Source organism: Pseudomonas sp. MDT1-17 (genome assembly GCF_054898105.1).
The window spans coordinates 3855838-3877879 of sequence record NZ_JBUBVM010000001.1 but is presented as its reverse complement, the minus strand read 5'-3'; the positions used below and the strand labels follow the sequence as shown (position 1 = coordinate 3877879).

Genomic DNA, 22042 nt, shown 5'->3' with positions numbered 1-22042 from the left:
AGTCGCTTGATTGAAATGCGAACAATGTGGGAGCGAGCCTGCTCGCGAAGAGGCAAGTTCAGGCTCTAGAGATTCCGAGGCTTAAAGCTCGCTGATGTAAGTGCCAGTCCCTTTTAGGATGTTCTGCAACGTTTCTTCCACTTCCGCCAGATCGCTCGCATCAGTGCTGTGAATGATTTCCAGCGAATCATCACCATTGAGGGCATCGGCGTCCGCGGCGGCGATTTCGATGAGCAGGCGGGTAGGGCTGAGGGTGACTTTCACGCCGTCCAGCGTCGAAGGCTCGCCGTCGAGAGTGATGTCCAGCGCGTCCTCGTCCGGGTAGCGGGTCATCAGGAACATATCGCCCTGATCGCTGTGGCAGCAGAGCATGGCCATGTTGTCTTCTTCGTCGTCGCACGGGTTGACGATCAAGAGGGCGGTGGTCATTTGCATGGGGAATTCCTGGCTCGACGAGCATTGTGAAGACGAACAAAGGGCGATTCTGCCAGCAGACGGGAATTTCTGCTCGCCTGAGTGTCAGAGGATGTGTCGTGAACATCCGGGGTGTTGCTGGTCATTTCTGGTACGGATGTGCCGTAAAACCGGGCTTAATCCCCCGTTTTGCCGTGCGGCTGCTAGTGTTGTTCGATGCACAAGGCGCAAGCTGCGTGCCGATGACCGAATATGTCGCAGCGCTGCAAGCACGGGCCTTGCCGCACTCGTTAAGCTGCGCAACGGATGAGCACCTGTAAAGACATTGCGCGCTACATGGCCCAGTCGTTTTTGCAGATGCCCATTCATGGAAGGTGAATGTGACCTGAGTGTCTCGTCCAGCTTCACCCCCCTGTCATCCTGTTTCCTCTGCCCGAGAATCAGGAACAGGGTGACGGATCACCCCGAAAGGGGTTTGCACGCGACGCTTCCATCAATAACAAGCCCAAGCGGAGTACCACAGATGGCGTTCTTCACCGCAGCCAGCAAAGCCGACTTCCAGCACCAACTGCAAGCGGCACTGGCCCAGCACATCAGTGAACAGGCACTGCCACAAGTGGCGCTGTTCGCGGAACAATTTTTCGGCATCATTTCCCTCGACGAGCTGACTCAACGTCGGTTGTCCGACCTCGCCGGCTGCACCCTTTCTGCGTGGCGCCTGCTTGAGCGCTTCGATCACGCGCAACCGCAAGTGCGCGTCTACAACCCTGATTACGAACGCCACGGCTGGCAGTCGACCCACACCGCGGTCGAAGTACTGCACCACGATCTGCCCTTTTTGGTGGACTCGGTGCGTACCGAGCTGAACCGTCGCGGCTACAGCATCCACACCCTGCAAACCACTGTGCTGAGCGTGCGTCGCGGCAGCAAGGGCGAGCTGCTGGAAATCCTGCCGAAAGGCACCCAGGGCGACGACGTTCTGCAAGAGTCGTTGATGTACCTGGAAATCGACCGTTGCGCCAACTCGGCCGAACTGAATGTCCTGAGCAAGGAATTGGAACAGGTTCTCGGTGAAGTCCGCGTCGCGGTCGCCGATTTCGAGCCGATGAAAGCCAAGGTCCAGGAAATCCTCACCGGCCTGGACACTAGCCAGTTCGCCGTCGATCCAGAAGAAAAGGCCGAAATCAAAAGCTTCCTGGAATGGCTGGTGGGCAACCACTTCACCTTCCTCGGCTATGAAGAGTTCGTGGTTCGCGATGAAGCCGATGGTGGCCATATCGTCTACGACCAGGACTCTTTCCTCGGCCTGACCAAACTGCTGCGCACCGGCCTGACCTACGATGACCTGCGCATCGAAGACTACGCCGTGAACTACCTGCGCGAACCGACCCTGCTGTCGTTCGCCAAGGCTGCGCACCCAAGCCGTGTACACCGTCCGGCTTACCCGGATTATGTGTCGATCCGTGTCATCGACGCCGACGGCAACGTCACCAAGGAATGCCGTTTCATGGGCCTGTACACCTCGTCGGTGTATGGCGAGAGCGTGCGGGTCATCCCGTACATCCGTCGCAAGGTCGAAGAAATCGAACGCCGTTCCGGCTTCCAGGCCAAGGCTCACTTGGGCAAGGAACTGGCGCAGGTGGTTGAAGTGCTGCCGCGCGACGATCTGTTCCAGACCCCGGTGGACGAGCTGTTCAGCACCGTGATGTCGATCGTACAGATCCAGGAACGCAACAAGATTCGCGTGTTCCTGCGTAAAGACCCGTACGGCCGCTTCTGCTACTGCCTGGCCTACGTGCCGCGTGACATCTACTCCACCGAAGTGCGCCAGAAGATCCAGCAAGTGCTGATGGATCGCCTGAAAGCCTCGGACTGCGAGTTCTGGACCTTCTTCTCCGAATCCGTGCTGGCCCGTGTGCAGCTGATTCTGCGCGTCGATCCGAAGAATCGTCTGGACATCGACCCGGTTCTGCTGGAAAAAGAAGTGGTGCAAGCGTGCCGCAGCTGGCAGGACGACTACGCGAGTCTGGTCGTCGAAAGCTTCGGCGAAGCCCATGGCACCAACGTACTGGCAGACTACCCGAAAGGCTTCCCGGCCGGTTACCGCGAGCGTTTCGCAGCCCACTCGGCTGTGGTCGACATGCAGCACTTGCTGAGCCTGAGCGAAAAAAACCCACTGGTGATGAGCTTCTATCAGCCACTGGGTCAGGTGTCCGGTCAACGCGAGCTGCACTGCAAGCTGTATCACGCCGATACGCCGCTGGCGCTGTCCGACGTGCTGCCGATCCTGGAAAACCTGGGGCTGCGCGTGCTGGGCGAGTTCCCGTATCGCCTGCGTCACAACAATGGCCGCGAGTTCTGGATTCACGATTTCGCGTTCACCGCTGCTGAAGGCCTGGAACTCGACATCCAGCAACTCAACGACACCTTGCAGGACGCTTTCGTCCACATCGTGCGCGGGGATGCCGAGAACGATGCCTTCAACCGCCTGGTGCTGACCGCCGGCCTGCCATGGCGCGATGTTGCGCTGCTGCGTGCCTACGCCCGTTACATGAAGCAGATTCGCCTGGGCTTCGATCTGGGTTACATCGCCAGCACCCTGAACAACCACACCGACATCGCTCGCGAGTTGACCCGGTTGTTCAAAACCCGTTTCTACCTGGCCCGCAAGCTCGGTACAGACGATCTGGAAGACAAGCAGCAACGCCTGGAACACGCGATCATCAGCGCGCTGGACGACGTCCAGGTGTTGAACGAAGACCGCATCCTGCGTCGCTACCTGGACCTGATCAAGGCCACGCTGCGGACCAACTTCTACCAGACCGATGCGAACGGCAAGAACAAGTCCTATTTCAGCTTCAAGTTCAACCCGCACCAGATTCCAGAGCTGCCCAAGCCAGTACCGAAGTTCGAAATCTTCGTGTACTCGCCTCGCGTCGAAGGCGTGCACCTGCGCTTCGGCAACGTTGCTCGTGGCGGCCTGCGCTGGTCCGACCGTGAAGAAGACTACCGCACCGAAGTCCTGGGCCTGGTAAAAGCCCAGCAAGTGAAGAACTCGGTCATCGTGCCGGTTGGCGCGAAGGGCGGCTTCCTGCCGCGGCGCCTGCCACTGGGTGGCGGTCGAGACGAGATCGCGGCCGAGGGCATCGCCTGCTACCGCATCTTCATTTCGGGCCTGTTGGACATCACCGACAACCTGAAAGACGGCGCGCTGGTTCCGCCGGCCAACGTCGTGCGTCATGACGACGATGACCCGTACCTGGTCGTCGCTGCGGACAAGGGCACTGCAACCTTCTCCGACATCGCCAACGGCATTGCCATCGACTACGGCTTCTGGCTCGGCGACGCGTTTGCGTCCGGTGGTTCGGCCGGTTACGACCACAAGAAAATGGGCATTACCGCCAAGGGCGCGTGGGTAGGCGTACAACGTCACTTCCGCGAACGCGGCATCAATGTTCAGAAAGACAGCATCACTGTGGTCGGTGTCGGCGACATGGCTGGTGACGTGTTCGGTAACGGCTTGTTGATGTCGGAGACGCTGCAACTGGTCGCAGCGTTCAACCACCTGCACATCTTCATCGACCCCAATCCTGCGCCTGCCAACAGCTTCGCCGAGCGTCAGCGCCTGTTCGACCTGCCGCGTTCGGCCTGGTCGGATTACGACACCAGCATCATGTCCGAAGGCGGCGGGATCTTCTCCCGTAGCGCGAAAAGCATCGCGATTTCCCCGCAGATGAAAGAGCGCTTCGACATTCAGGCGGACAAGCTGACCCCGACCGAACTGCTGAACGCCTTGCTCAAGGCACCAGTGGACTTGTTGTGGAACGGCGGTATCGGCACTTACGTCAAAGCCAGCAGCGAAAGCCACGCCGATGTCGGCGACAAGGCCAACGATGCACTGCGCGTAAACGGCAACGAACTGCGCTGCAAAGTCGTGGGCGAGGGCGGTAACCTCGGTATGACCCAGCTGGGTCGTGTTGAATTTGGCCTCAATGGCGGCGGTTCCAACACTGACTTCATCGACAACGCCGGTGGTGTTGACTGCTCCGACCACGAAGTAAACATCAAGATCCTGCTGAACGAAGTGGTTCATGCCGGCGACATGACCGACAAGCAACGTAACCAGTTGCTGGCGAGCATGACCGACGAAGTCGGCAACCTGGTGCTCGGCAACAACTACAAGCAGACTCAGGCCCTGTCCCTGGCGGCCCGTCGTGCCTTGCCGCGGATTGCCGAATACAAGCGTTTGATGAACGATCTGGAAGGCCGCGGCAAGCTGGATCGCGCCATCGAGTTCCTGCCGGCTGAAGAAGCGATCAACGAGCGCATCGCGGCAGGCCATGGCCTGACCCGTGCCGAGTTGTCGGTGCTGATCTCCTACAGCAAGATCGACCTCAAGGAAGCGCTGCTCAATTCCCAGGTGCCGGATGACGCCTACCTGATGCGCGACATGGAAACTGCGTTCCCGCCGACTCTGGTCAGCAAGTTCGCCGAAGCCATGCGTCGTCACCGTCTGAAGCGCGAAATCGTCAGCACCCAGATCGCCAACGATCTGGTGAACCACATGGGCATCACCTTCGTTCAACGACTAAAAGAGTCGACCGGCATGAGCCCGGCGAACGTGGCCGGTGCTTACGTGATCGTGCGTGACATCTTCCATCTCCCGCACTGGTTCCGTCAGATCGAAGCCCTGGACTACCAGGTGTCGGCCGACGTACAACTGGAGCTGATGGACGAGCTGATGCGTCTGGGCCGTCGCGCTACGCGCTGGTTCCTGCGTGCCCGTCGCAACGAGCAGAACGCTGCCCGTGACGTCGCGCACTTCGGTCCGCATCTGAAGGATCTGGGTCTCAAGCTCGACGAACTGCTGAGTGGCGAGATCCACGAGAACTGGCAGGCCCGCTATCAGGCGTACGTCGCAGCCGGTGTGCCGGAGTTGCTCGCGCGCATGGTGGCTGGCACCTCGCACCTGTACACGCTGCTGCCGATCATCGAGGCCTCCGACGTGACCGGCCAGAATCCTGCGGACGTGGCCAAGGCTTACTTCGCCGTGGGCAGCGCGCTGGACATCACCTGGTACCTGCAACAGATCAGCGCTCTGCCGGTTGAAAACAACTGGCAGGCCCTGGCCCGTGAAGCGTTCCGTGATGACGTCGATTGGCAACAACGTGCGATCACCATCTCGGTCCTGCAACAGGGCGACGGTACCCAGGACGTGGAAACTCGTCTCGAGCTGTGGATGGAAGAGCACGAAGGCATGATCGAACGCTGGCGCGCCATGCTGGTAGAAATCCGTGCCGCCAGCGGCACTGATTACGCCATGTATGCGGTGGCCAACCGTGAGTTGCTGGATCTGGCGTTGAGCGGTCAAGCGGTAGTGCCTGCCGCTGCCGCTGCAAGCGTCGAACTGGAGCCGGCTGCCTGATCAGGCGTTGAATAAAAAGCCCCGTCTCGGAAGAGGCGGGGTTTTTTTGTCTGGATGATTTGTTGTGTCGGGTCGGGCCCCTTCGCGAGCAAGCCCGCTCCCACATTGGTTTTGCGTCGTACACAGAACCAATGTGGGAGCGGGCTTGCTCGCGAAGGGGTCATAAACCTCAATACAACTTTTTGCCTATATTAATATCGATCATCGACACTTTATCTGTCGGCCTGGTCAATAAATTACTGAGCGATTGGTCAAACTTCTGCAAGGCCCTGACTTGCACATTCTGTTGTTCGTTAATATCGGCAACTATCTCTTCGCTGCGTTTATAGTCCGCCCATAACGGGCTGAGTATTTTAGCGTCATGACCTTGTGCAGTACCGATGTAATTGAAATTCGTGTCGTAGAAGTCTGCGCTGACATGGGCCTTGATGTCCGAACTGCGCGAGGTCATCAATTGACTGCGGCTGTCGACAATGGCGACCACGTCCGGTTTAGCGGCTCTGAGGCTTCGCATGTCCGGGTACACCGTCACCGAGCCAAACTGCCGTTGCAAGGACGCCTTGACCCAGTCCACCGCCAAGTCGGGTTTGGAGGTGGCGACGTAGGCGTCATGAATCGGTTGTACCAGCAGGCTCTGGCCGAAACCGGTGCCGGCGTTGGCCTGGTAATCCTGAAGGTAGGCGCGGTTGTCCTGAGTGTTGCGGCTGTACACGATGCCCAAGGACACGTTGCTGCCATTGGCGACACTCGTGGCACTGCTGCGCCCGACCGGCTCGGTGAAGATGCCGTCGAGCGAAGAAACAGCCTTTGGTGCAGTGGGTATTGAACAACCCGTTAAAAGAACCGTCATCGTCAAGCTACTGACAAGTGCAAGTTTCATGGGTGTTTCTCCAGTGAAACAACTTGAGTCGGGAAGTTAAAGTTGCCGGGCGTCGGCAGTGATTCCAGACTAAACCTGTGCCTGCTGAATGAAATAGCCCATTCGTGCGCTTATCAGATGGCCAATAGTTTTGTTTGGTTTAAAAGTGTGCGGTTAATTGCGCCGGGAAATAAAAAGGCCCGAACAGGTGGTTCGGGCCTTTTTATTTATGGCTGTACGTTCAGCTATCAGTTTTCCAATGGGATCAACACTTTCTCGTCCGGGGCTCGCGTTTAAACAACAAGGTCACCGCCTCCAGCCACTTCTGCAGGGGTACCCATTGCCCTGTAGGAGTGGCCGAAGACGGCGACCTAATTTGTCTAAACGATAGGGAAGCTGTTGAAATCGACGGCGTTGGCCAGGCGGCTGTCGATCAGGCCGATAAAACCTTGTACTTCAGGGCAGTTGAAATGCATTTGCATGGCCGCTTCCGATTGCCAGCGGGCGCTGACAGTCCAGCGGTTGTCGTCCTCGGGGCAGCGGTCGACCATATAGGAATCACAGCCCGGTAGTTCGCGCAGGGTATCGACAATCTTTTGCAGTTGCTTACCCAGTTCATCCGAGCGGCCGGCGACGGCCTGCACCTTTACGGTATTGATCACTTCGTAGGGCATTGCTCACACTCCTGAATCAGGCCGGACGAATCCTGCCCATTGAGGGATAACGCTTATGCAGGATAGGCCTGCACTCCCGGACCACCAATAGCCAATTGCCGGATAAAAACGCAGACCAATCTGTCAGGCGACCTGCTGCAAAATGTCCCGCAAGCGGTCCAGGGCAATGTCGATGTCCAGGGTTTCGATGGCGCCAAAACCCAGGAAAAGCCCGGCCTGTGGCGCTTGCTGGTAGAAAAAACTATCGATGGGATACACCCCGACTTCGACCTTTTTGGCCAGCTCGATCACCAATGAAATATCGATAGGCACTTTACACATAACCACCATGTGGAACCCGGCTGTGGTCGGGACCGCCTCGAGCCACGGGAAAAGGTCGCCGGCCATGCGCGCGAGGATTCGTTCGCGGCGTCCGGCATAGATCGTATGGCAGCGCCGAATGTGCTTGAGCAGGCAGCCTTCGGCGATGAACTTGGCCAGCGCCCATTGGGGCAAGGTGGAGGTGTGCAGATCGGTAAGCTGCTTGGCGCGAATGACGGCTTCGAGAATCGCCGGCGGCAGGATCGCATAACCCAGTCGCAGCTCCGGCAGCAGGGTTTTCGAAAAGGTCCCGACGTAGGCGACGATGCCGCGCTCGTCCATGCTTTGCAGCGAGTCGGTGGGCCGGCCTTCGTAGCGGAATTCGCTGTCGTAATCGTCCTCGATGATGATCGCCCCCAACTCATGGGCCCGCTCCAGCAGCGCATCCCGGCGCGCCTGGCTCATCGGCATGCCGAGCGGGAACTGGTGCGACGGGGTGACGTAAATCAGCCGGGTGCCGAGGGGGATCTTGTCCACCTGAATGCCTTGCGCATCCACCGGGACGCCGATCACCGTGGCACCGTGGGTACCGAACAACAGGCGTGCGGGCGGATAGCCGGGGTCTTCCATGGCGACAATGCTGCCGGGACGCGTGAGCACCCGGGAGATCAGGTCCAGCGCCTGTTGCGCGCCGTTGCACACCACCACGTCTTCGTCCTGGCAATTAACCCCGCGAGAAAACGCGATGTGCCGGGCGATCGCGTTGCGCAGCGCCGGCAGGCCCGCGGGCAGGCTGTAGAAGCCCTTGGACGCGGCGATCTGGCGCAAGGCGTGAGAGGTGCAGCGCCGCCAGTCATCCTGGGGAAACTGGCCCTTGCTCGTGGCGCCGCCGATGAAGTCGTAGCGCAACGAGCTTTCCAGCGTCGGATGGCGCAGAAACACCGGAAGGTTGCGCCAGGACTCGATGACCTCGGCACTGGCCAGTTCCGAATGGCTCTGTTTACGGGTGATTTTCGCCGTCCGGGCGTTGACGTAGGTGCCTTTGCCGATGACCCCGGTGAGGAAGTTTTCGTAGGTCAGTTGTGAGTACGTGTCGGAAATGGTCTTGCGGGAAATGCCCAGTTGTTCAGCCAGTAGACGACTGGGCGGGAGCTGCGTGCCGGCTGCCAGACGGCCGGATTCGATGGCGCTGCGCAGTTGGTTGTACAACTGGCCAGCCAGGTCCTTGCGGCCGTTGATGACAACGTGAAGTTCCATACCGGCGAGGCTCCTGGGCAATTGAGGCGCATGTGCGTCGCGCCAGATTACCCGCATGAGCGCCTGCGCATAAGTTGCGTGGGCGAAAAACCTCCGATTGGTCTGGTGCCTCAGTGGTCAACGGGTATTTCGCAGAATTGGATCTGTAACGCCAGCGTATCAACGCCTACCTTGAGGGGCACACATCCGATCCACGAGGTCACTCCATGAACGCCCGCCTGGATTACTACAGCGCATCGCCCAAGGCGATGAAAGCGATGATTGCCATGGAGGCCTTGACCAGCAACCTCAGCATCGAGCCGGCCTTGCTGCATTTGATCAAGATTCGCGCCTCGCAGCTCAATGGCTGCGCCTTCTGCACCGACATGCACTCGGTAGATGCCCGGCGACTCGGCGAGACCGACCGCCGTTTGTATTCGATCGTGGTCTGGCGCGACAGCGGCTTCTTCAATGCGCGAGAACGTGCGGCGCTGGCCTGGACCGAAGCTGTCACCTTGCTCTCTGAAAGCCACGTGCCAGACGACGTCTACGCAGTGGCCCGGGAGCAGTTCAGCGAAGGCGAGATCGTCGACCTGACCATCGCCGTCACCACCATCAACAGCTGGAATCGGCTCGCGGTGAGTTTTCGACAAACCCCTGGAGGCTGAATCGATTTTCCACCCCGAGTGTCACATCAGGTTCATAAACACTGCGCAGGATGAGGCTTTCAAGGACAGATCGACAGGGAGTCAGCGATGCGATTCATGGAGACCACAGGTCGTCAGCAAGTTGCCCAGTACCGCTCGCCCGTAGAAAAAACCGCATCCTGGCGCACACTGGCGGCAGGGATCGATCCGGTGTTGGCGCAGTCCTTTCGGGTCAGTGCGCGCTGCGGCTGTTTCATGCAGGCGGCCCGCAGTCTGAACATCAAGGCCACTCAGCTGCGCAAACAATTGGCGCAGCTTGAAGCGCAACTGCAGTGTTCGCTGTTCAGCCATTTAGAGAATGGCGTTGCCCTCAGTCATGACGGGTTGCAGCTGCAATCGCAGTTGATTGCCCTGGCCCACGAGCGCGACGTGCCGGTGATCGAACAGCCGTTGATTCGCCTGGCCGTCGCCGAATCGATCCTGCATGACATTCTCGGTCGCGACCTGGTTGCTCTCTTGCGGCGCAACGCCAGCGTGCGTCTGGACATCATTACCCTCGACAGCGAACTGTCCCTGCAAGCGGTCAGTGCCGATGTGGTGCTGTGGCTGGCCGGCACCGGTTCACCGCTGCCAGGCCCGAGTTTTGCCGTTAGCGAGCCCCAACGTCTGGCACGGCTCGACTACCTGCCGCACATCGCCAAACGCTATTCACGGGTCGCGTCCCGCCCTGACAGCCTCGATGACCTGGCGGATTTCCTGCTGGTGCAATGGCAGCATGACCGCCAGGTCGACAGTTTTCGGCCATGGAATGCCCTCGTGGACCAACGCCTGGCCGGGGTGGTGCAGTTGCATTCCTATGAGTTGATGCTGGAGATGATTCGATGCAGCGCCTGCATTGGCCTGCTGCCCGGATACATCAGCCGTTTCGATCGCGGCCTTATTGAATTGCCGGGGCTGTTCAGCCAACCGATGCAGCGCCAGGTGTGGATGGCGGTCAACGCTGAATCCGAGGGTTCAGCGCAGGTGCAGATGATCGTTGAGCTGATCCAGAACACCTTCAGTGAACGGCGGGAATGGTTCGAATAACCCTCGGCGGTATAGAGTAAGCGGCCATGTCTGTATCAAGGATGAATCACCCATGCCCGCCACTGACGCTGTCATCTCCCTCGAACGTTTCAACGAATCCCACCTCGACGGCATTACCGCGCTCTACAACGACCCGGCAATTACCCGGCAGGTGTTGCAAATGCCGTTTCAGTCCACCGAGGTCTGGCGCAAACGCCTGATGCCGGACAATGAGCGTGTGGTGCAGCTGGTGGCGCTGCATCAAGGGACGGTCATCGGCAACATTGGCCTGGAGCAATTTTCCCGGATCCGTCGCAGCCACGCCGGTAATCTTGGAATGGCCGTCGCGACGGCTTGGCAGGGCAAGGGCGTTGGCTCGAATCTGCTGACGGCGGCGCTGGACACCGCCGACAACTGGATGAACCTGCAACGGGTCGAGCTTTCGGTCTACGTCGACAACGAAGCCGCCATCGGGCTTTACCGCAAGTTCGGCTTCGAAACGGAAGGGCTGTTTCGCGACTACGCCGTGCGTGACGGCGTGCTGGTGGATGCCTTGAGCATGGCGCGCCTGCGTCGCACGCCCAAGGCCGGTTGAGTCACTCGCCCAACGCGAACGCCACCGCCGCCTGCGCATGCAGTTCGGTGGTGTCGAGCAAGGGCAGGGCGCTGTGCTCGGGTTTGATCAGCAGGCCGATTTCCGTGCAGCCGAGGATGATCGCCTGGGCGCCGCGTCGGGTGAGTGATTCGATCACCTGCTGATACACCTTGCGTGACGCCTCGCTGATCACCCCGACGCACAACTCGTCATAGATGATCCGGTGGACGGCCTGACGTTCATCGGTCTCTGGCACCAGCACGGTCAGTCCCATCGACGTGAGGCGCTCCTTCATAAAGTCCTGTTCCATGGTGAACGCTGTGCCGAGCAATCCAACCTTCAGCGCACCCGTATCGACGGCAGCCTGACCGGCTGGATCGGCGATGTGCAGGAATGGAATGTCGATCGCTGCCTGAATCTGCCTGGCCACCTTGTGCATGGTGTTGGTGCACAGCACCACGCACTCGGCACCACCGGCCTGTAACCGCTGCGCCGCGTCCACCAGAATCGCCGCTGCATCGTCCCAGCGCCCCGCATGCTGGGCCTGTTCGACAGGCCCGAAGTCGACGCTGTACATAAGCAATTTCGCCGACCGCAACGGCCCGAGCCGGTCGCGTACCTGCTGGTTGATGAGGCGGTAATACTCGGCGCTGGACTCCCAGCTCATGCCGCCGATAAGGCCGATGGTGCGCATGTCGTGCTCCTGTTGATGGCAAACCTTTGTTTTAGCATGCCCTTGCCATGACCCCCAGCCAATACCGTTCACGCTTTTAGTCGTACGCCGGCCGCGCGCATCTGCCATGCTCAAAGTCCGCAGCACCGCTTCAACAAAGGAACACCGCAATGGACGACGTACAGCAACTGGGTGAGATGCTTCGCCACTACGCAGAAAGCGAAGCGCACAAGAAGCAACTGTTCGAGTCGCAATCGGCCGTATGGGCGACGCGCATTGGTGAGCTGTTCGATCAGATCCAGCAATGGCTGGAGCCGGTCCAGACGCCGAATCTGCTGGAGGTGACCCGCGAAGTCTATGTCGCCTCGGGACCGAGCGTGCCGGTCGAGACGTCGACGTTCAAGACCGAGAAGCTGACGATTGTGATAGCCGGCAAACCCGTGGAGTTTGTGCCGGATGTGATGGGGGCCGGTGGTCAGATTTCACTGGCCGTGATGGGCCTCACGGCAGCGCGCTACGGTAGCATTTCGCTGGTGTGCCTGCCGCCGTCCAATAGCTGGCAATGGCGCAAGACCAATGGCTTGAAAGATCCGGATACGTTTGCGTTCGACGCGAATTTTTTGGCGCAGCAGTTGCAGAGTTTGATTCCTCGCGAGCGCGGTTGAGGTCACTGATCGTTCCCACGCGCAGCAACGAGTTTCCGTGATGGCCGCGGTTACAGCCAGGCGTACTTGCTGCGCACTCGATTGGGCTGGACGGGCGAGTTGCGTGCGGTCGGCGATGTACTGCGCGATCAACTCAGCCACATGCGTCAATGTGGGTTCGACAGTTTTGCTGTGCGTGAGGACAAATCGGCTGAAGATGCGCTAAAGGGGCTGGCGGGGATGAGCGTGTTGTATGGGCGTTCGGTGATTGAGCCGTGGCCGTTGTTTCGCCGACGGAAGTAGACCGTCGACGAAGAGGGCGCATCTTTTACGGCAGGATGCGCCGGGCGCAGTCAGTTGATGCGTACCAGGGCTGCTTTAGTGTCAGGTGACAGCTGATCGATTTCGAGCAGTGTCAGGTTTTTTGGCGCTTCAGCGGCCAATGGGTTTCCAAGATTGCCCGCGGCGCCCTCCGGCAGTTTGTACATCGCGCCAGTCAGCGGGTCGACGACCAGCATGCCAATCAGGCCACCGAACACGATGTTGCCCCAGTACCAGCCGCTCATGCTGGTTTCCAGGGTGGCGCTGGCATCGGCATAACCTTCTTTCTTGAAGGTAATGGTGTAGGCCTCGCCCTTGAAGTAGCCACGACCTGAAGGCAGCGTCACGGTATTGGGCGTGGAACCGTTATGCACGATGACACCGGCCTTGTTCGTGATGGTGTAGTTGGCACCGCTTGGGGTGCTCGATACGTTCACCGGGTACTTGCTGTCTCCGACGATGCTTGCGCAGCCCGAAGTCAGGAGAGTGGCGGCCAGGGCTGTAACGGTGAACAGTGTGCGGAGAGCTTTCATTGTTGATCCTTGAGACCGGTTTGCCGTCATTGGCCGAGGCACGCTTCATGTCGCCTCGTGGTGATTATTGGGACAGATTGCAGGGCGCGGACTTTAGCACTAATGGCAGTGCGCCACTATTTGAGTTTCGAGTTAATTCGATTGAGTCGAATGTGGTGTGGTGGCGGAAGGCATTTTGTTGCAGCACACCACCGAACATTGATGCCGCCGCGTTGGGTAAGGACCGACTGATCGTGACGTTCAAGCTCGATGTAGCTTTGCCGGATGCCCGGCGTCTTTCAAATGCACGCACTGTGCAAAGGCACTGGCAAACCCTTGGAAAACGAGTCTCAGGTGATGAAGGCCGATGATGTGAAAGGTGTGATCGATGGCTGGGCCTCCGACCTGCATCAGTCGTATTTGAAGCTCAAGTCCAAGTAGGTTTCGCATGATCGTTCCCACGCAGTGGGAACGATCATCGAGGGCTGCATCACTCCCCGATAAAACTGCCTGGCGATCGATTCATGGGCCGGCAGTTCGCGTTCCATTGCGATCTTGCCGATCCGCGTATCAAGCTCCTGAGCACCAACGCCGCAACTGACGAACATGGTCATCAGGCTGAAACCGGCTGCGCGAATTGCAACGTGCATATCAAGTCCTCATTCGCCGAAGGTGACGTTGATCCCGGTGAACAGCGTGAACTGTGGCCTGCTATTTCACCGGTGCTGGAGCCGCTGTCCGGATAGGGGCGAGTGCTGATTCCCTCGTTACTGCGCAATCTCTTTCCTTGAAAGCCTGTAGGACACGTCTGTTGAAGCTAGCAGCTAACGCCGGGTTCGCCAGTCGAAGGGGGGAATCCTTCAAACCCGTCGGATGCGATTTGTCAGCGTGCCGACCCTCGATATAAATCCACCCCTATAACTATGTACCGCACCTGACCACCGCCCCATCGACATGCTGTGCCCTACAGACAAGGAGTGACTGTATGGCACAACACACATTTAACGATGGATCATCAGGGAGCGTTGTCATCAGATCCGGACCGCCCTCTTCGGGTGGTGGTTCTGGTGGCGGCTCCGGCGGCGGTGGGGTTTCAGGCGGCTTTGGTAAAACCAGCAAAAGAAAACAAAAAGCCCGAAAGCGGGCCATAGAAGCTGATCGTAAGGCAAAGGAACAAGCGAGCGCGCAAGCAGCAGCTCAGGCGCAAGCCGAGGCGGCACAAGCGCAGGCCGCCGCTGCACAAGCGCAGGAACAGGCTCGCGCGCAGGCCCGGCATCAACAACTCGCGGGGCTGGCGCAGCGTCATGCCGCTGTGAGAGCCAGCCCTTTCAAGGTGTTTTCCCTTTATGGGCTTTGAGCACTCGATCGGTCGACACATGAGCATTCGCAGCCTTTCCCTCCAACCACTCCTTGGGCTTGGCGATTTTGGGGCCGCGTATGCTTTTGGCAACCTGTTTGGGCTTGATATTCCTTGCCAGCGCCAACAAGCGCTGTGCCAGCGTTTCTGAGGTCGATTGAAGTGACAGATAATCCGACGGTAACGCGATCTGCATGCCCTCATAACCACTGCGCACTTGCACTGCCAAATGGAAAATCGATGCCTCCCATCCCTCTGGTTGCGTCTGGCGATGAGCCTGTTCAACGCTGCGCTTAAGTACTGACAAAACGTTGTAAGCCAACACGGCCGCGGCAAATCCCAGCAGAGCCGCCTTGGGGTTGCCCAGGCTTTCGATTTCACTGTCCAGCACCGATTCCAGGCGCTGGAACATCCCTTCGATACTCCAGCGACGACGATACAAATCGGCGATTTGCTCAGCGGTGATGGTGTCGGGCAAGTTGCTCCAGAACAACAGCATGGTGTCGCCTGATTCGGTAGCTTTTTGCAGGTTCAGTTCAACACGCCGCCACTGACGTCCGCCTTTCACTTCGATGGTTTGCTCGCGCACGCTTCCCGCCTCGACCGCGACAGGTTCTTGCCAGTCGCTTTCCTGAAGCAGGCGCGGATGCTTACTCGGCTCACGAATAATGAAAGAAGCGCCAGCGTCTTCGCAGGCCTCCATGACCGGGAGCGTGCAATAGAGCCGATCAGCCATCCACAACTGGCCCCTACTGGCGTTTTCCAGCAACGGCAGCACGCCGACGCGCTCACTGGCATAAGCATCTTCACAGGGCTGAAGATCGACGACCTGGTCGAGATCAGGGTCGTAAACCACGACCGAAAAACCAGGCCGGGCGGCGCCTCGTTCACGGCGCAAAGCGCTCAGACGTTTTTCGCTGGAAGGCAGGTGATTGCCGTCAACGACCCGCAGTTGCCAGCCAGGCAAAATGGCCGAACAGCCCAACTCTTCAATCGTCGGTGCCAAACGTTGTGCACTGCCGGCTACCAAGGCGCGCAGCAGCGCAGGCTCTGTGCGGCTGACCTTGTCATAGAGCGCCGCCAAGCTGACAGGAAGATCCATCTGCCGTGCGGCGGCATGTAGCGACGGCCGCAAACCCAGTGAAACAAGGGACATAAGCTCAACGATGGTCGAAAATAAAAGCTCACGCGGGTACTGTCGTTGACGATGCTCTTCGAACACCTGATCGACCCACTCAGCTGTAACAGCCTGCTCCAACACCAATTTGGCCATGACACTGGCCGGTGCTTTTTTCTCGAACCGCGCTAAAACCTCTTCCCACATCGTCTCGTCGCCCTGACTGGAGTTTTGGGAGATTCTAAACGAAGACCTTGAAAGGGCTGGCTGTGAGAGCAGAAGTAGACCAACGTTTTGCAGCCCGGTCCGCGCAACTTGCACCCACCCTGGAGCAGGAGGTCCTGGCAGTGCGACGACCGCCCGATAGCCACTCGAGCGAGCGCTTGCAGCTTCACAACATCACCAAAGAAAAAAACGGAATCGATGGGCTCATCGCCCGTAAAAACGCAGAACTAAACGCAAAGAACGCGGTTGCCCGATCATTCGATGGGCACGATCCACTTACCCGCACGTTGCACGACTACCAGGCCCGACTGGAGCAGTTCGGCGAGGCGCTCGTTCACGGCCAGCAGACCTGGGAAAACGCCTATACCGCAGCCCATGAAGCTCGACTGCTATCGGCACAGATAAATGCCCTCACGGGTAGATCCAATGCACTGGCCGAGCATCACGCCGAGCAGACCATTGTCTGGCGTGAGCGGGAGGCCATCTGGGAAGCCCAGCGTCAGTACGCCGAGCAACGTGAAGCGCGAGTTCGGTTCAAGCAGCAAGTCGATGAAGACGTGCGGGTTGAACGGGTCAGGCAGGCCAATACGCTGACGGCGCCGGTAACTTCGGTGACCGCTGGCGGAATGTTTTTGACTCGAGAAAGCGTGTTAGTTGCGCAAGACTTCGCCGCTGCACTTGAAAGGGCTGTCCAGGCTGCCATCGACTCCCTCATCGATGCCGGACGCATCGTAGCCAGGGACGGGGCCAGTATTTATCACTGCAATGATTTATTCGCCAACCCTTGGCAATGGCGAGTTGATTGCGGAACAACGCAGGCGTTTGTTCCAGGGCATTGGCATTCCCGCCCAAGCGCTGGGCCTTACTGACAGTCGGGCGCTGCAATCAATCGCAGATGCGGGCGGTTCAGCGGAGGTGGCGTACAGGCTCAAACCCGAAGCCGTACCGGAAGGTACCGCGATTGTCGTCACCAACACCGGTGGTGAGGTAGACGCTCGTGTACCGGTCATCAATGCCGTACTTGACCCGCTGACCGGCATCTACAGCGCCGAGTTCCCGGGTTCACCGCCACGACTCCTGCAGTTCACACCCGAGTCCATACCTCAGGTGACCACTTCCGGTCAGGCCTGCCTGGCGGTGATGACGCCGCAGATCCAGGACATCCCGGCAGGCGTCGACCTGCGCATTCAGGATTGCATCGTTTGCGTGCCGGGCCTCCCGCCGATCTACATGTCCTTCAACCTGTCGCCAATCGGCTCAGGCATCGTCACCGGGACCGGTCAACCTGCTGCGAATGATTGGTGGAAAGCAGCAAGCCATGCCCAGGGTGCGGCCATTCCGGTGCAGATCGGCGACCAGTTTCGTGGCCGGGAAATCCCGTCGTTCAGCGCCTTCGATGAGGCGCTGTGGCGTACGGTTGGCGAACACCAGGCGCTTGTCGCCAAATTCGATGAGGTGAACAAAAAACGCATCGAACAAGGCTTTGCACCCTACGCGCCGAAAAGTGCCTGGGTCGGTGAACGGCGTGAATTCGAACTGCGCTATCAGGAGCAGGCAGAACTCGGTGCGAACCCGTTCAATCTCGACAAAATAAGCATCACCACACCGCAAAGCACCCAAGGTCGACTGGGGATCATTCCGGTGGTTCTACCTTGGCCGATACGTCCCGTGGGTGGCGGTACCTGGACCCCTTTGGTTCCGCCAGGCATTGAACATCCCGGGCCAACGACCTCGCCGATCACACCGCCGATTCCAGCGGTTTATCCCGGCGCACCGGCCATCCCGGTCCTACCGCAAAACGAGACGTTTCCGGCTGTTGACGAAGGGCAGATCGGTGCCAGTATTCCTGGGTATCCGGGGGATATGGAATTGCCTTCGCCGGGGCTGGTATTCGTCGGGCCGCCGGTGGAGCCTCTGGAGGTCGGGCCGTATAACGAACTCAGTGGACGGAGCAGGGGAGATGGGTTGGATATTGACCATATTCCTTCTAGGAAGGCGTTGGAGGCATACATTGTCGATTCTTGGCCAGACATAGGCCCTGAGGAGTTATCAGACTTTTTAAGACGGGCACCCAGCATTGCGATCCCTTCAGTAGTTCATAGGAAATACAGTGAAACTTATGGGGGGCGCAACAGCATACGGAAACAGGAGGCGGATGCGATCGACTTACGAGCGGCCGTGGACAAAAACTTTGATGCACTGAGGCCAGGGTTTTTGGAATCTGGTTATACAGACTCAGAAATTGAGTTGGGGCGAGAGCGTTTGCATAAACTTGGCAATGATCAAGGATGGTACTGATGAACACTATGAACGTTGAAAAATGGATGGATAACCTCGGGGAGACGCATGACAACTTGGTCGCACTTGGAATAGTCCCTACTGAGCCGCTGAAGGAGTTGTATCCGGGCCGCGATCATTTACATATCAACCCTGAGCTAGGTATCGCCTTGTCTTTTCAGGCAGAGACCAAGCAATTTGAAAGCCTTTTCGTAACACTCATAAAAACAACACCCTCAACCTCTAAATATGAAGGTCAGCTTCCACTGCCTTACATGTCAAAAATGAATCAGTCAGATGTACATGCGGTTTTTGGCGATCCGATGGAATCAAGAGGCCCTATAAAAATGCCTGAACCAATGGGGCAGACAGGTGGCTGGGAATCCTATCCGCTGGACCCCCTCATCTATCCCGGCAAGAAGGTTGTATTTCAATACACTGCATCGATGGAAGTAAAAACATTGGTCTTTACGTTGATTGATAAAGGTCATGAGTAATCTCAAGCGTTAAAAGCTTGTTGAGCGAGTCTTGTGCACCTGCTCATAAGGAATGAACAGGTGCCTAGCCCAAAAATAGATCTGTCACCTTTTGCTAAGGAAAAACGGGCAAAAGATGCCTCGGATATTTTCAGTGCGGTGCAAAATAACTTTCAGGCAATAAAGAAAGGACTGGTAGAGGAGGGCGTTTCAGAAACTGATTTCGAGAGGGCCCTTGAACAGTTACATTCTTTGAGCAAAGAGCAGGGGTGGTACTGATGGACGCAATTACCATAGATCGTTGGATTAAAGGGCTCGGCCAGTCTTATAACGCGTTGGTTATTGATGGTGTTATTCCCGATCACCCTCTGCAAGAGTTGTATCCAGGCAGAGATTGGCTGGATGTTGAGCCTGTGCCGGGCGTGGAACTCAGTTTTTGGGCTGAGACCAAAAGGCTAGAAAAAATTTTTATCACTTGTATGGAGACAATACCTGGAATCACCCTATATACGGGCGAAATGCCGGAACCCTATAGGTTGCACATGATGCAAAGCGACGTTAGGGCATTGTTTGGGGGGGCGATCGAGTTTAAGGGGCCAACTAAAATGCCTCAACCAATGGGGATGACTGGTGGGTGGGGGTCTTATGCATTAGATTCAACTGCATATCCCAATGTTAAGGTTGTATTTCAATACGCTGCTTCGATGGAAGTCAAAACGCTAGTCTTTACGTTGATTGATAAAGGTCATGAATAATCTCCAGCGTTAAACCCTCGGTAAGCGAGTCGTGTGCACCTGCTCATAAGGAATGAGCAGGTGCCTAGAAAAAAATAGATTTATCACCTTCTTAGCTTTGGTTATGACGCCTAAGTGACATATTCTTCTACATGGTAAAGGAACTGAATGATGGAGTTTAAAAAGCGTTTTGAGGACTACACAGAGTCTGAATTTCTGGACTTCCTTAGAGAGTTTTTTGATGGCGGGGAGGATTTAACAGCAGATGAGTTTGATAAGTACATGATTGAGCGCGTCGAACATTTTGAGGCTGTCACCGAGCACCCAGATCGTTCAGATGTCATCTTCTACCCCAAGGAAAGCCAGGAAGACAGCCCCAAAGGTATCTTGAAGGAAGTCAAAGAATGGCGCGCACTCAACAACAAACCCGGCTTTAAGTCAGAATAATGCAATCAATAAGAACGTAGAAACCATCTGCTCATGATGGAATGAGTAGATGCCTTCGTCCGGCAGCTGTTAAGTGTCACAGACACAAGGAAGAACCAAGGATGGAACTTAAAGCAACTCTCAAGGATTACACCGAGCCGGAGTTTTTGTTATTTTTGGGAGAGTTCTTCCACCAGACTAGCGGTCTGCGAGGGCGGGCACTGGAGGCTTATAGAGATAAGCTCCTTGATCATTTTGAATCGGTCACCGAACACCCAGGCCGCTCAGACGTCATTTTCTACCCCAAGGAAGGCCAGGAAGACAGCCCCGAAGGCATCTTGAAGGAAGTCAAAGACTGGCGTGCACTCAATAACAAACCCGGCTTTAAGTCGGAATAATGCAATCACCAAGAGCGTAGAAATCATCTGCTCATGATGGAATGAGCAGATGCCTCCGCCCGGCAACTGTTAAGTGTCACAGACACAAGGAAGAACCAAAGATGGAACTTAAAGCAACACTCAAGGATTACACCGAGCCGGAATTCCAGGCGTTGGTAAACAGGATTTGGGCGGTTGATGTGCCTAAGCAGAATCACGACCAACTGATCAATCATTTCGACCGTATCGTCGGCCATCCTGATGGTGCTGACCTGCTGTTTTACTCAAAAGATGAGTACAACAGGAGTTCCCCTGAATGGGTCGTCGGTTATGTCAAGGAGTGGTGGCAAGGGCAGGGCTTGGCCGCGTTCAAGGGCCAGAGTGTAGCTGTGAGAGCGCCAATGCCGTATGTGCCACTGAGTCCCGCGCAAATGGCGCAGCAACGAGCGACTCTGAGCCTGGCAGGTGTTCAAAGAATCGTCGCGGAACTGGCGGCATCCGAGCAAGCGATTGAAGTGTCTCTTGGCCTTCTTGAGCAACGAATCAAGCACCAGCATGACCAACAGGTCGATGAAGTGAATATCATCGAGCGCGAGGCGAGTCTCCGAGCGCTGGAAGTGGCCGAGTACGAGGCGCGTAAGGCTGCGCACCAGTACAGATACTGGAAATCGCGCGTCGAGTTCACCAAGGACGCCGCCCTGCGCAATAAGACTGACGCTCGGTCAGAGCAGGCACTGTGGCAAAGTATCGCGCAACAGATCAGCGCCACCCATGAACGGTACGCAAGGAGTTTGATCGCCATCAACCAGCGTCTGCAGCGCTTGCAAGTTCAGGCTGAAGCATTGCTGGTCCTCGCACAGGCTCAACTTGTCTGTCAGCGTCATAAGGAGGGGGTTGGCCCCACTCAGGCGCCCGGTCTGCTTGTCGCATACCTCGCCTTTGCCAAGGTGCGCCCCAGTATTTTGCTCAGCGGTGCCTTGTCGCAGCCACTGGAGACTCATTGGGTGGCTCTGCAAAAAGCCATACGTTCAGCTATGGCAGAGTTCACCTGGCAGCTCACTGCTGAAACCGACCCTCATACAGGTCAGTACGCAGCGGTCCTGCGATTTGAGTTTGTCAGTCGTGCCGAAACCGAGATGTATGGGTTAAGTGTGCCCCTTGCCGAACTTCACCCTATAGAGGGGCAGGACTGGCACGGTCTGGCGAAGTCTCAAGCTGAGGTCGACATGCGCTTCAGAATGAACAGCGGTAGCTACTCCGTTCCACCCGGCACCCTGTCTCGAGGATTGAAACAGATACAGACGCTGCTACAGATAGCCATTACACCGACCAATGGAACGAAGGTACGAGTGCGCGAGGCCGTTTGGGATGAGCGTCTAAAAGCTTTCTGCTTCACGACTGACGCAAAAGTACCGGTTACCGTTAGCTGGGTTTCGCCGGGCGTACTTGAAACCATTTCTGAGTTGGCACCAGCCCCCGAGAGCAAGTTGGGATTTCTCGTGTCGTTACCTGTGCCTTCACTAGAGCTGATCAACAATATTGAAGCGATTCAGTTCGATGACTATGTCGTAGTCTTTCCGAAAGATTCAGGTCTGGACCCGCTTTACGTCATGTTCAGGGATCGGCGTGAGTACCCGGTTTAGCGGGTGAGCGCCAAGCGTCCGATCACGTCCGTCGATGACAAGAAA

The 22042-nt window shown here is 57.3% G+C and carries 20 protein-coding genes and 3 pseudogenes; 16 read left to right on the top strand and 7 right to left on the bottom strand.

Features of this window, described 5'->3' with window-relative positions; all coding sequences use genetic code 11:
• Window positions 1-81: 81 nt before the first annotated feature.
• Window positions 82-435 carry a hypothetical protein gene (locus tag ACYZTX_RS17905; protein WP_462035196.1) on the bottom strand — a complete coding sequence of 118 codons (354 nt, stop codon included), beginning with the start codon at window positions 433-435 and terminating at the stop codon, window positions 82-84.
• A 502-nt stretch (window positions 436-937) separates the two neighbouring features.
• Here ACYZTX_RS17905 and ACYZTX_RS17900 point away from each other — a divergent pair.
• Window positions 938-5839 carry an NAD-glutamate dehydrogenase gene (locus tag ACYZTX_RS17900; protein WP_462035195.1) on the top strand — a complete coding sequence of 1634 codons (4902 nt, stop codon included), beginning with the start codon at window positions 938-940 and terminating at the stop codon, window positions 5837-5839.
• 169 nt (window positions 5840-6008) lie between these two features.
• On the opposite strand, the gene ACYZTX_RS17895 is transcribed toward ACYZTX_RS17900, so the two are convergent.
• The 3 genes from ACYZTX_RS17895 to pdxR form a co-directional block, all read right to left on the bottom strand.
• The gene (locus tag ACYZTX_RS17895; RefSeq protein WP_462035194.1) at window positions 6009-6719 is read right to left on the bottom strand and encodes an ATPase; all 711 of its coding nucleotides are present in this window, start codon (window positions 6717-6719) and stop codon (window positions 6009-6011) included.
• 359 nt (window positions 6720-7078) lie between these two features.
• Window positions 7079-7372 (bottom strand): antibiotic biosynthesis monooxygenase family protein, encoded by a 294-nt coding sequence (locus tag ACYZTX_RS17890; RefSeq protein WP_449643310.1) that lies wholly within the window; start codon window positions 7370-7372, stop codon window positions 7079-7081.
• 123 nt (window positions 7373-7495) lie between these two features.
• Window positions 7496-8929, bottom strand: a complete 1434-nt coding sequence (gene pdxR / locus ACYZTX_RS17885; RefSeq protein WP_462035193.1) for a MocR-like pyridoxine biosynthesis transcription factor PdxR — start codon at window positions 8927-8929, stop codon at window positions 7496-7498.
• A 206-nt stretch (window positions 8930-9135) separates the two neighbouring features.
• On the opposite strand from pdxR, the gene ACYZTX_RS17880 reads away from it, so the two are divergent.
• The 3 genes from ACYZTX_RS17880 (at window position 9136) to ACYZTX_RS17870 (ending at window position 11215) form a co-directional block, all read left to right on the top strand.
• On the top strand, window positions 9136-9576 hold the full coding sequence (locus tag ACYZTX_RS17880; protein WP_462035192.1) for a carboxymuconolactone decarboxylase family protein: 441 nt from the start codon (window positions 9136-9138) through the stop codon (window positions 9574-9576).
• A gap of 87 nt (window positions 9577-9663) precedes the next feature.
• Window positions 9664-10641, top strand: coding sequence for a LysR substrate-binding domain-containing protein (locus ACYZTX_RS17875; RefSeq protein ID WP_462035191.1), 978 nt, complete (start codon window positions 9664-9666; stop codon window positions 10639-10641).
• Window positions 10642-10693: 52 nt separating this feature from the next.
• Window positions 10694-11215, top strand: a complete 522-nt coding sequence (locus ACYZTX_RS17870; protein WP_462035190.1) for a GNAT family N-acetyltransferase — start codon at window positions 10694-10696, stop codon at window positions 11213-11215.
• A gap of 1 nt (window position 11216) precedes the next feature.
• Here the strand turns inward: ACYZTX_RS17870 and ACYZTX_RS17865 are convergent, their stop codons facing one another.
• Window positions 11217-11909 (bottom strand): aspartate/glutamate racemase family protein, encoded by a 693-nt coding sequence (locus tag ACYZTX_RS17865; protein WP_462035189.1) that lies wholly within the window; start codon window positions 11907-11909, stop codon window positions 11217-11219.
• A gap of 149 nt (window positions 11910-12058) precedes the next feature.
• Between ACYZTX_RS17865 and ACYZTX_RS17860 the strand changes: the two genes are divergently transcribed.
• Entirely contained in the window at window positions 12059-12553 is a 495-nt protein-coding gene (locus tag ACYZTX_RS17860; RefSeq protein ID WP_462035188.1) for a hypothetical protein, read from the top strand.
• 30 nt (window positions 12554-12583) lie between these two features.
• Window positions 12584-12835, top strand: a pseudogene (locus ACYZTX_RS17855) (DUF934 domain-containing protein); the annotation flags it as partial.
• A 50-nt stretch (window positions 12836-12885) separates the two neighbouring features.
• On the opposite strand, the gene ACYZTX_RS17850 reads toward ACYZTX_RS17855, so the two are convergent.
• A complete protein-coding gene (locus ACYZTX_RS17850) occupies window positions 12886-13386 on the bottom strand; it encodes a peptidase associated/transthyretin-like domain-containing protein (protein WP_461964270.1) in 501 nt (166 codons plus the stop codon).
• A gap of 297 nt (window positions 13387-13683) precedes the next feature.
• On the opposite strand from ACYZTX_RS17850, the pseudogene ACYZTX_RS17845 reads away from it, so the two are divergent.
• From ACYZTX_RS17845 to ACYZTX_RS17835, 3 genes and pseudogenes are all read left to right on the top strand, one after another.
• Window positions 13684-13806: pseudogene (locus tag ACYZTX_RS17845) on the top strand (DUF3313 domain-containing protein); the annotation flags it as partial.
• A gap of 83 nt (window positions 13807-13889) precedes the next feature.
• On the top strand, window positions 13890-14111 hold the full coding sequence (locus ACYZTX_RS17840) for a hypothetical protein (RefSeq protein ID WP_462035187.1): 222 nt from the start codon (window positions 13890-13892) through the stop codon (window positions 14109-14111).
• Window positions 14112-14350: 239 nt separating this feature from the next.
• On the top strand, window positions 14351-14722 hold the full coding sequence (locus ACYZTX_RS17835) for a hypothetical protein (RefSeq protein ID WP_462035186.1): 372 nt from the start codon (window positions 14351-14353) through the stop codon (window positions 14720-14722).
• Here ACYZTX_RS17835 and ACYZTX_RS17830 read toward each other — a convergent pair.
• A complete protein-coding gene (locus ACYZTX_RS17830) occupies window positions 14694-15995 on the bottom strand; it encodes an IS4 family transposase (RefSeq protein WP_462036995.1) in 1302 nt (433 codons plus the stop codon). The genes ACYZTX_RS17835 and ACYZTX_RS17830 overlap by 29 nt on opposite strands.
• A 110-nt stretch (window positions 15996-16105) precedes the next feature.
• On the opposite strand from ACYZTX_RS17830, the pseudogene ACYZTX_RS17825 reads away from it, so the two are divergent.
• The 7 genes and pseudogenes from ACYZTX_RS17825 to ACYZTX_RS17795 form a co-directional block, all read left to right on the top strand.
• Window positions 16106-18362 (top strand): annotated as a pseudogene (locus ACYZTX_RS17825) (S-type pyocin domain-containing protein); the annotation flags it as partial.
• Window positions 18362-18838 carry a DUF6392 family protein gene (locus ACYZTX_RS17820; RefSeq protein WP_462035185.1) on the top strand — a complete coding sequence of 159 codons (477 nt, stop codon included), beginning with the start codon at window positions 18362-18364 and terminating at the stop codon, window positions 18836-18838. The pseudogene ACYZTX_RS17825 and the gene ACYZTX_RS17820, both read left to right, overlap by 1 nt.
• 60 nt (window positions 18839-18898) lie before the next feature.
• Window positions 18899-19096: a hypothetical protein gene (locus ACYZTX_RS17815; RefSeq protein ID WP_462035184.1), complete on the top strand. Its 198-nt coding sequence runs from the start codon at window positions 18899-18901 to the stop codon at window positions 19094-19096.
• Entirely contained in the window at window positions 19096-19572 is a 477-nt protein-coding gene (locus ACYZTX_RS17810; RefSeq protein WP_462035183.1) for a DUF6392 family protein, read from the top strand. The genes ACYZTX_RS17815 and ACYZTX_RS17810 overlap by 1 nt, the downstream gene beginning before the upstream one ends.
• A gap of 150 nt (window positions 19573-19722) precedes the next feature.
• Window positions 19723-19998 (top strand): bacteriocin immunity protein, encoded by a 276-nt coding sequence (locus ACYZTX_RS17805; protein WP_462035182.1) that lies wholly within the window; start codon window positions 19723-19725, stop codon window positions 19996-19998.
• A 101-nt stretch (window positions 19999-20099) separates the two neighbouring features.
• A complete protein-coding gene (locus ACYZTX_RS17800; protein WP_462035181.1) occupies window positions 20100-20375 on the top strand; it encodes a bacteriocin immunity protein in 276 nt (91 codons plus the stop codon).
• Between the two features lie 101 nt (window positions 20376-20476).
• Window positions 20477-21997 (top strand): bacteriocin immunity protein, encoded by a 1521-nt coding sequence (locus ACYZTX_RS17795; RefSeq protein WP_462035180.1) that lies wholly within the window; start codon window positions 20477-20479, stop codon window positions 21995-21997.
• Window positions 21998-22042: the final 45 nt, after the last annotated feature.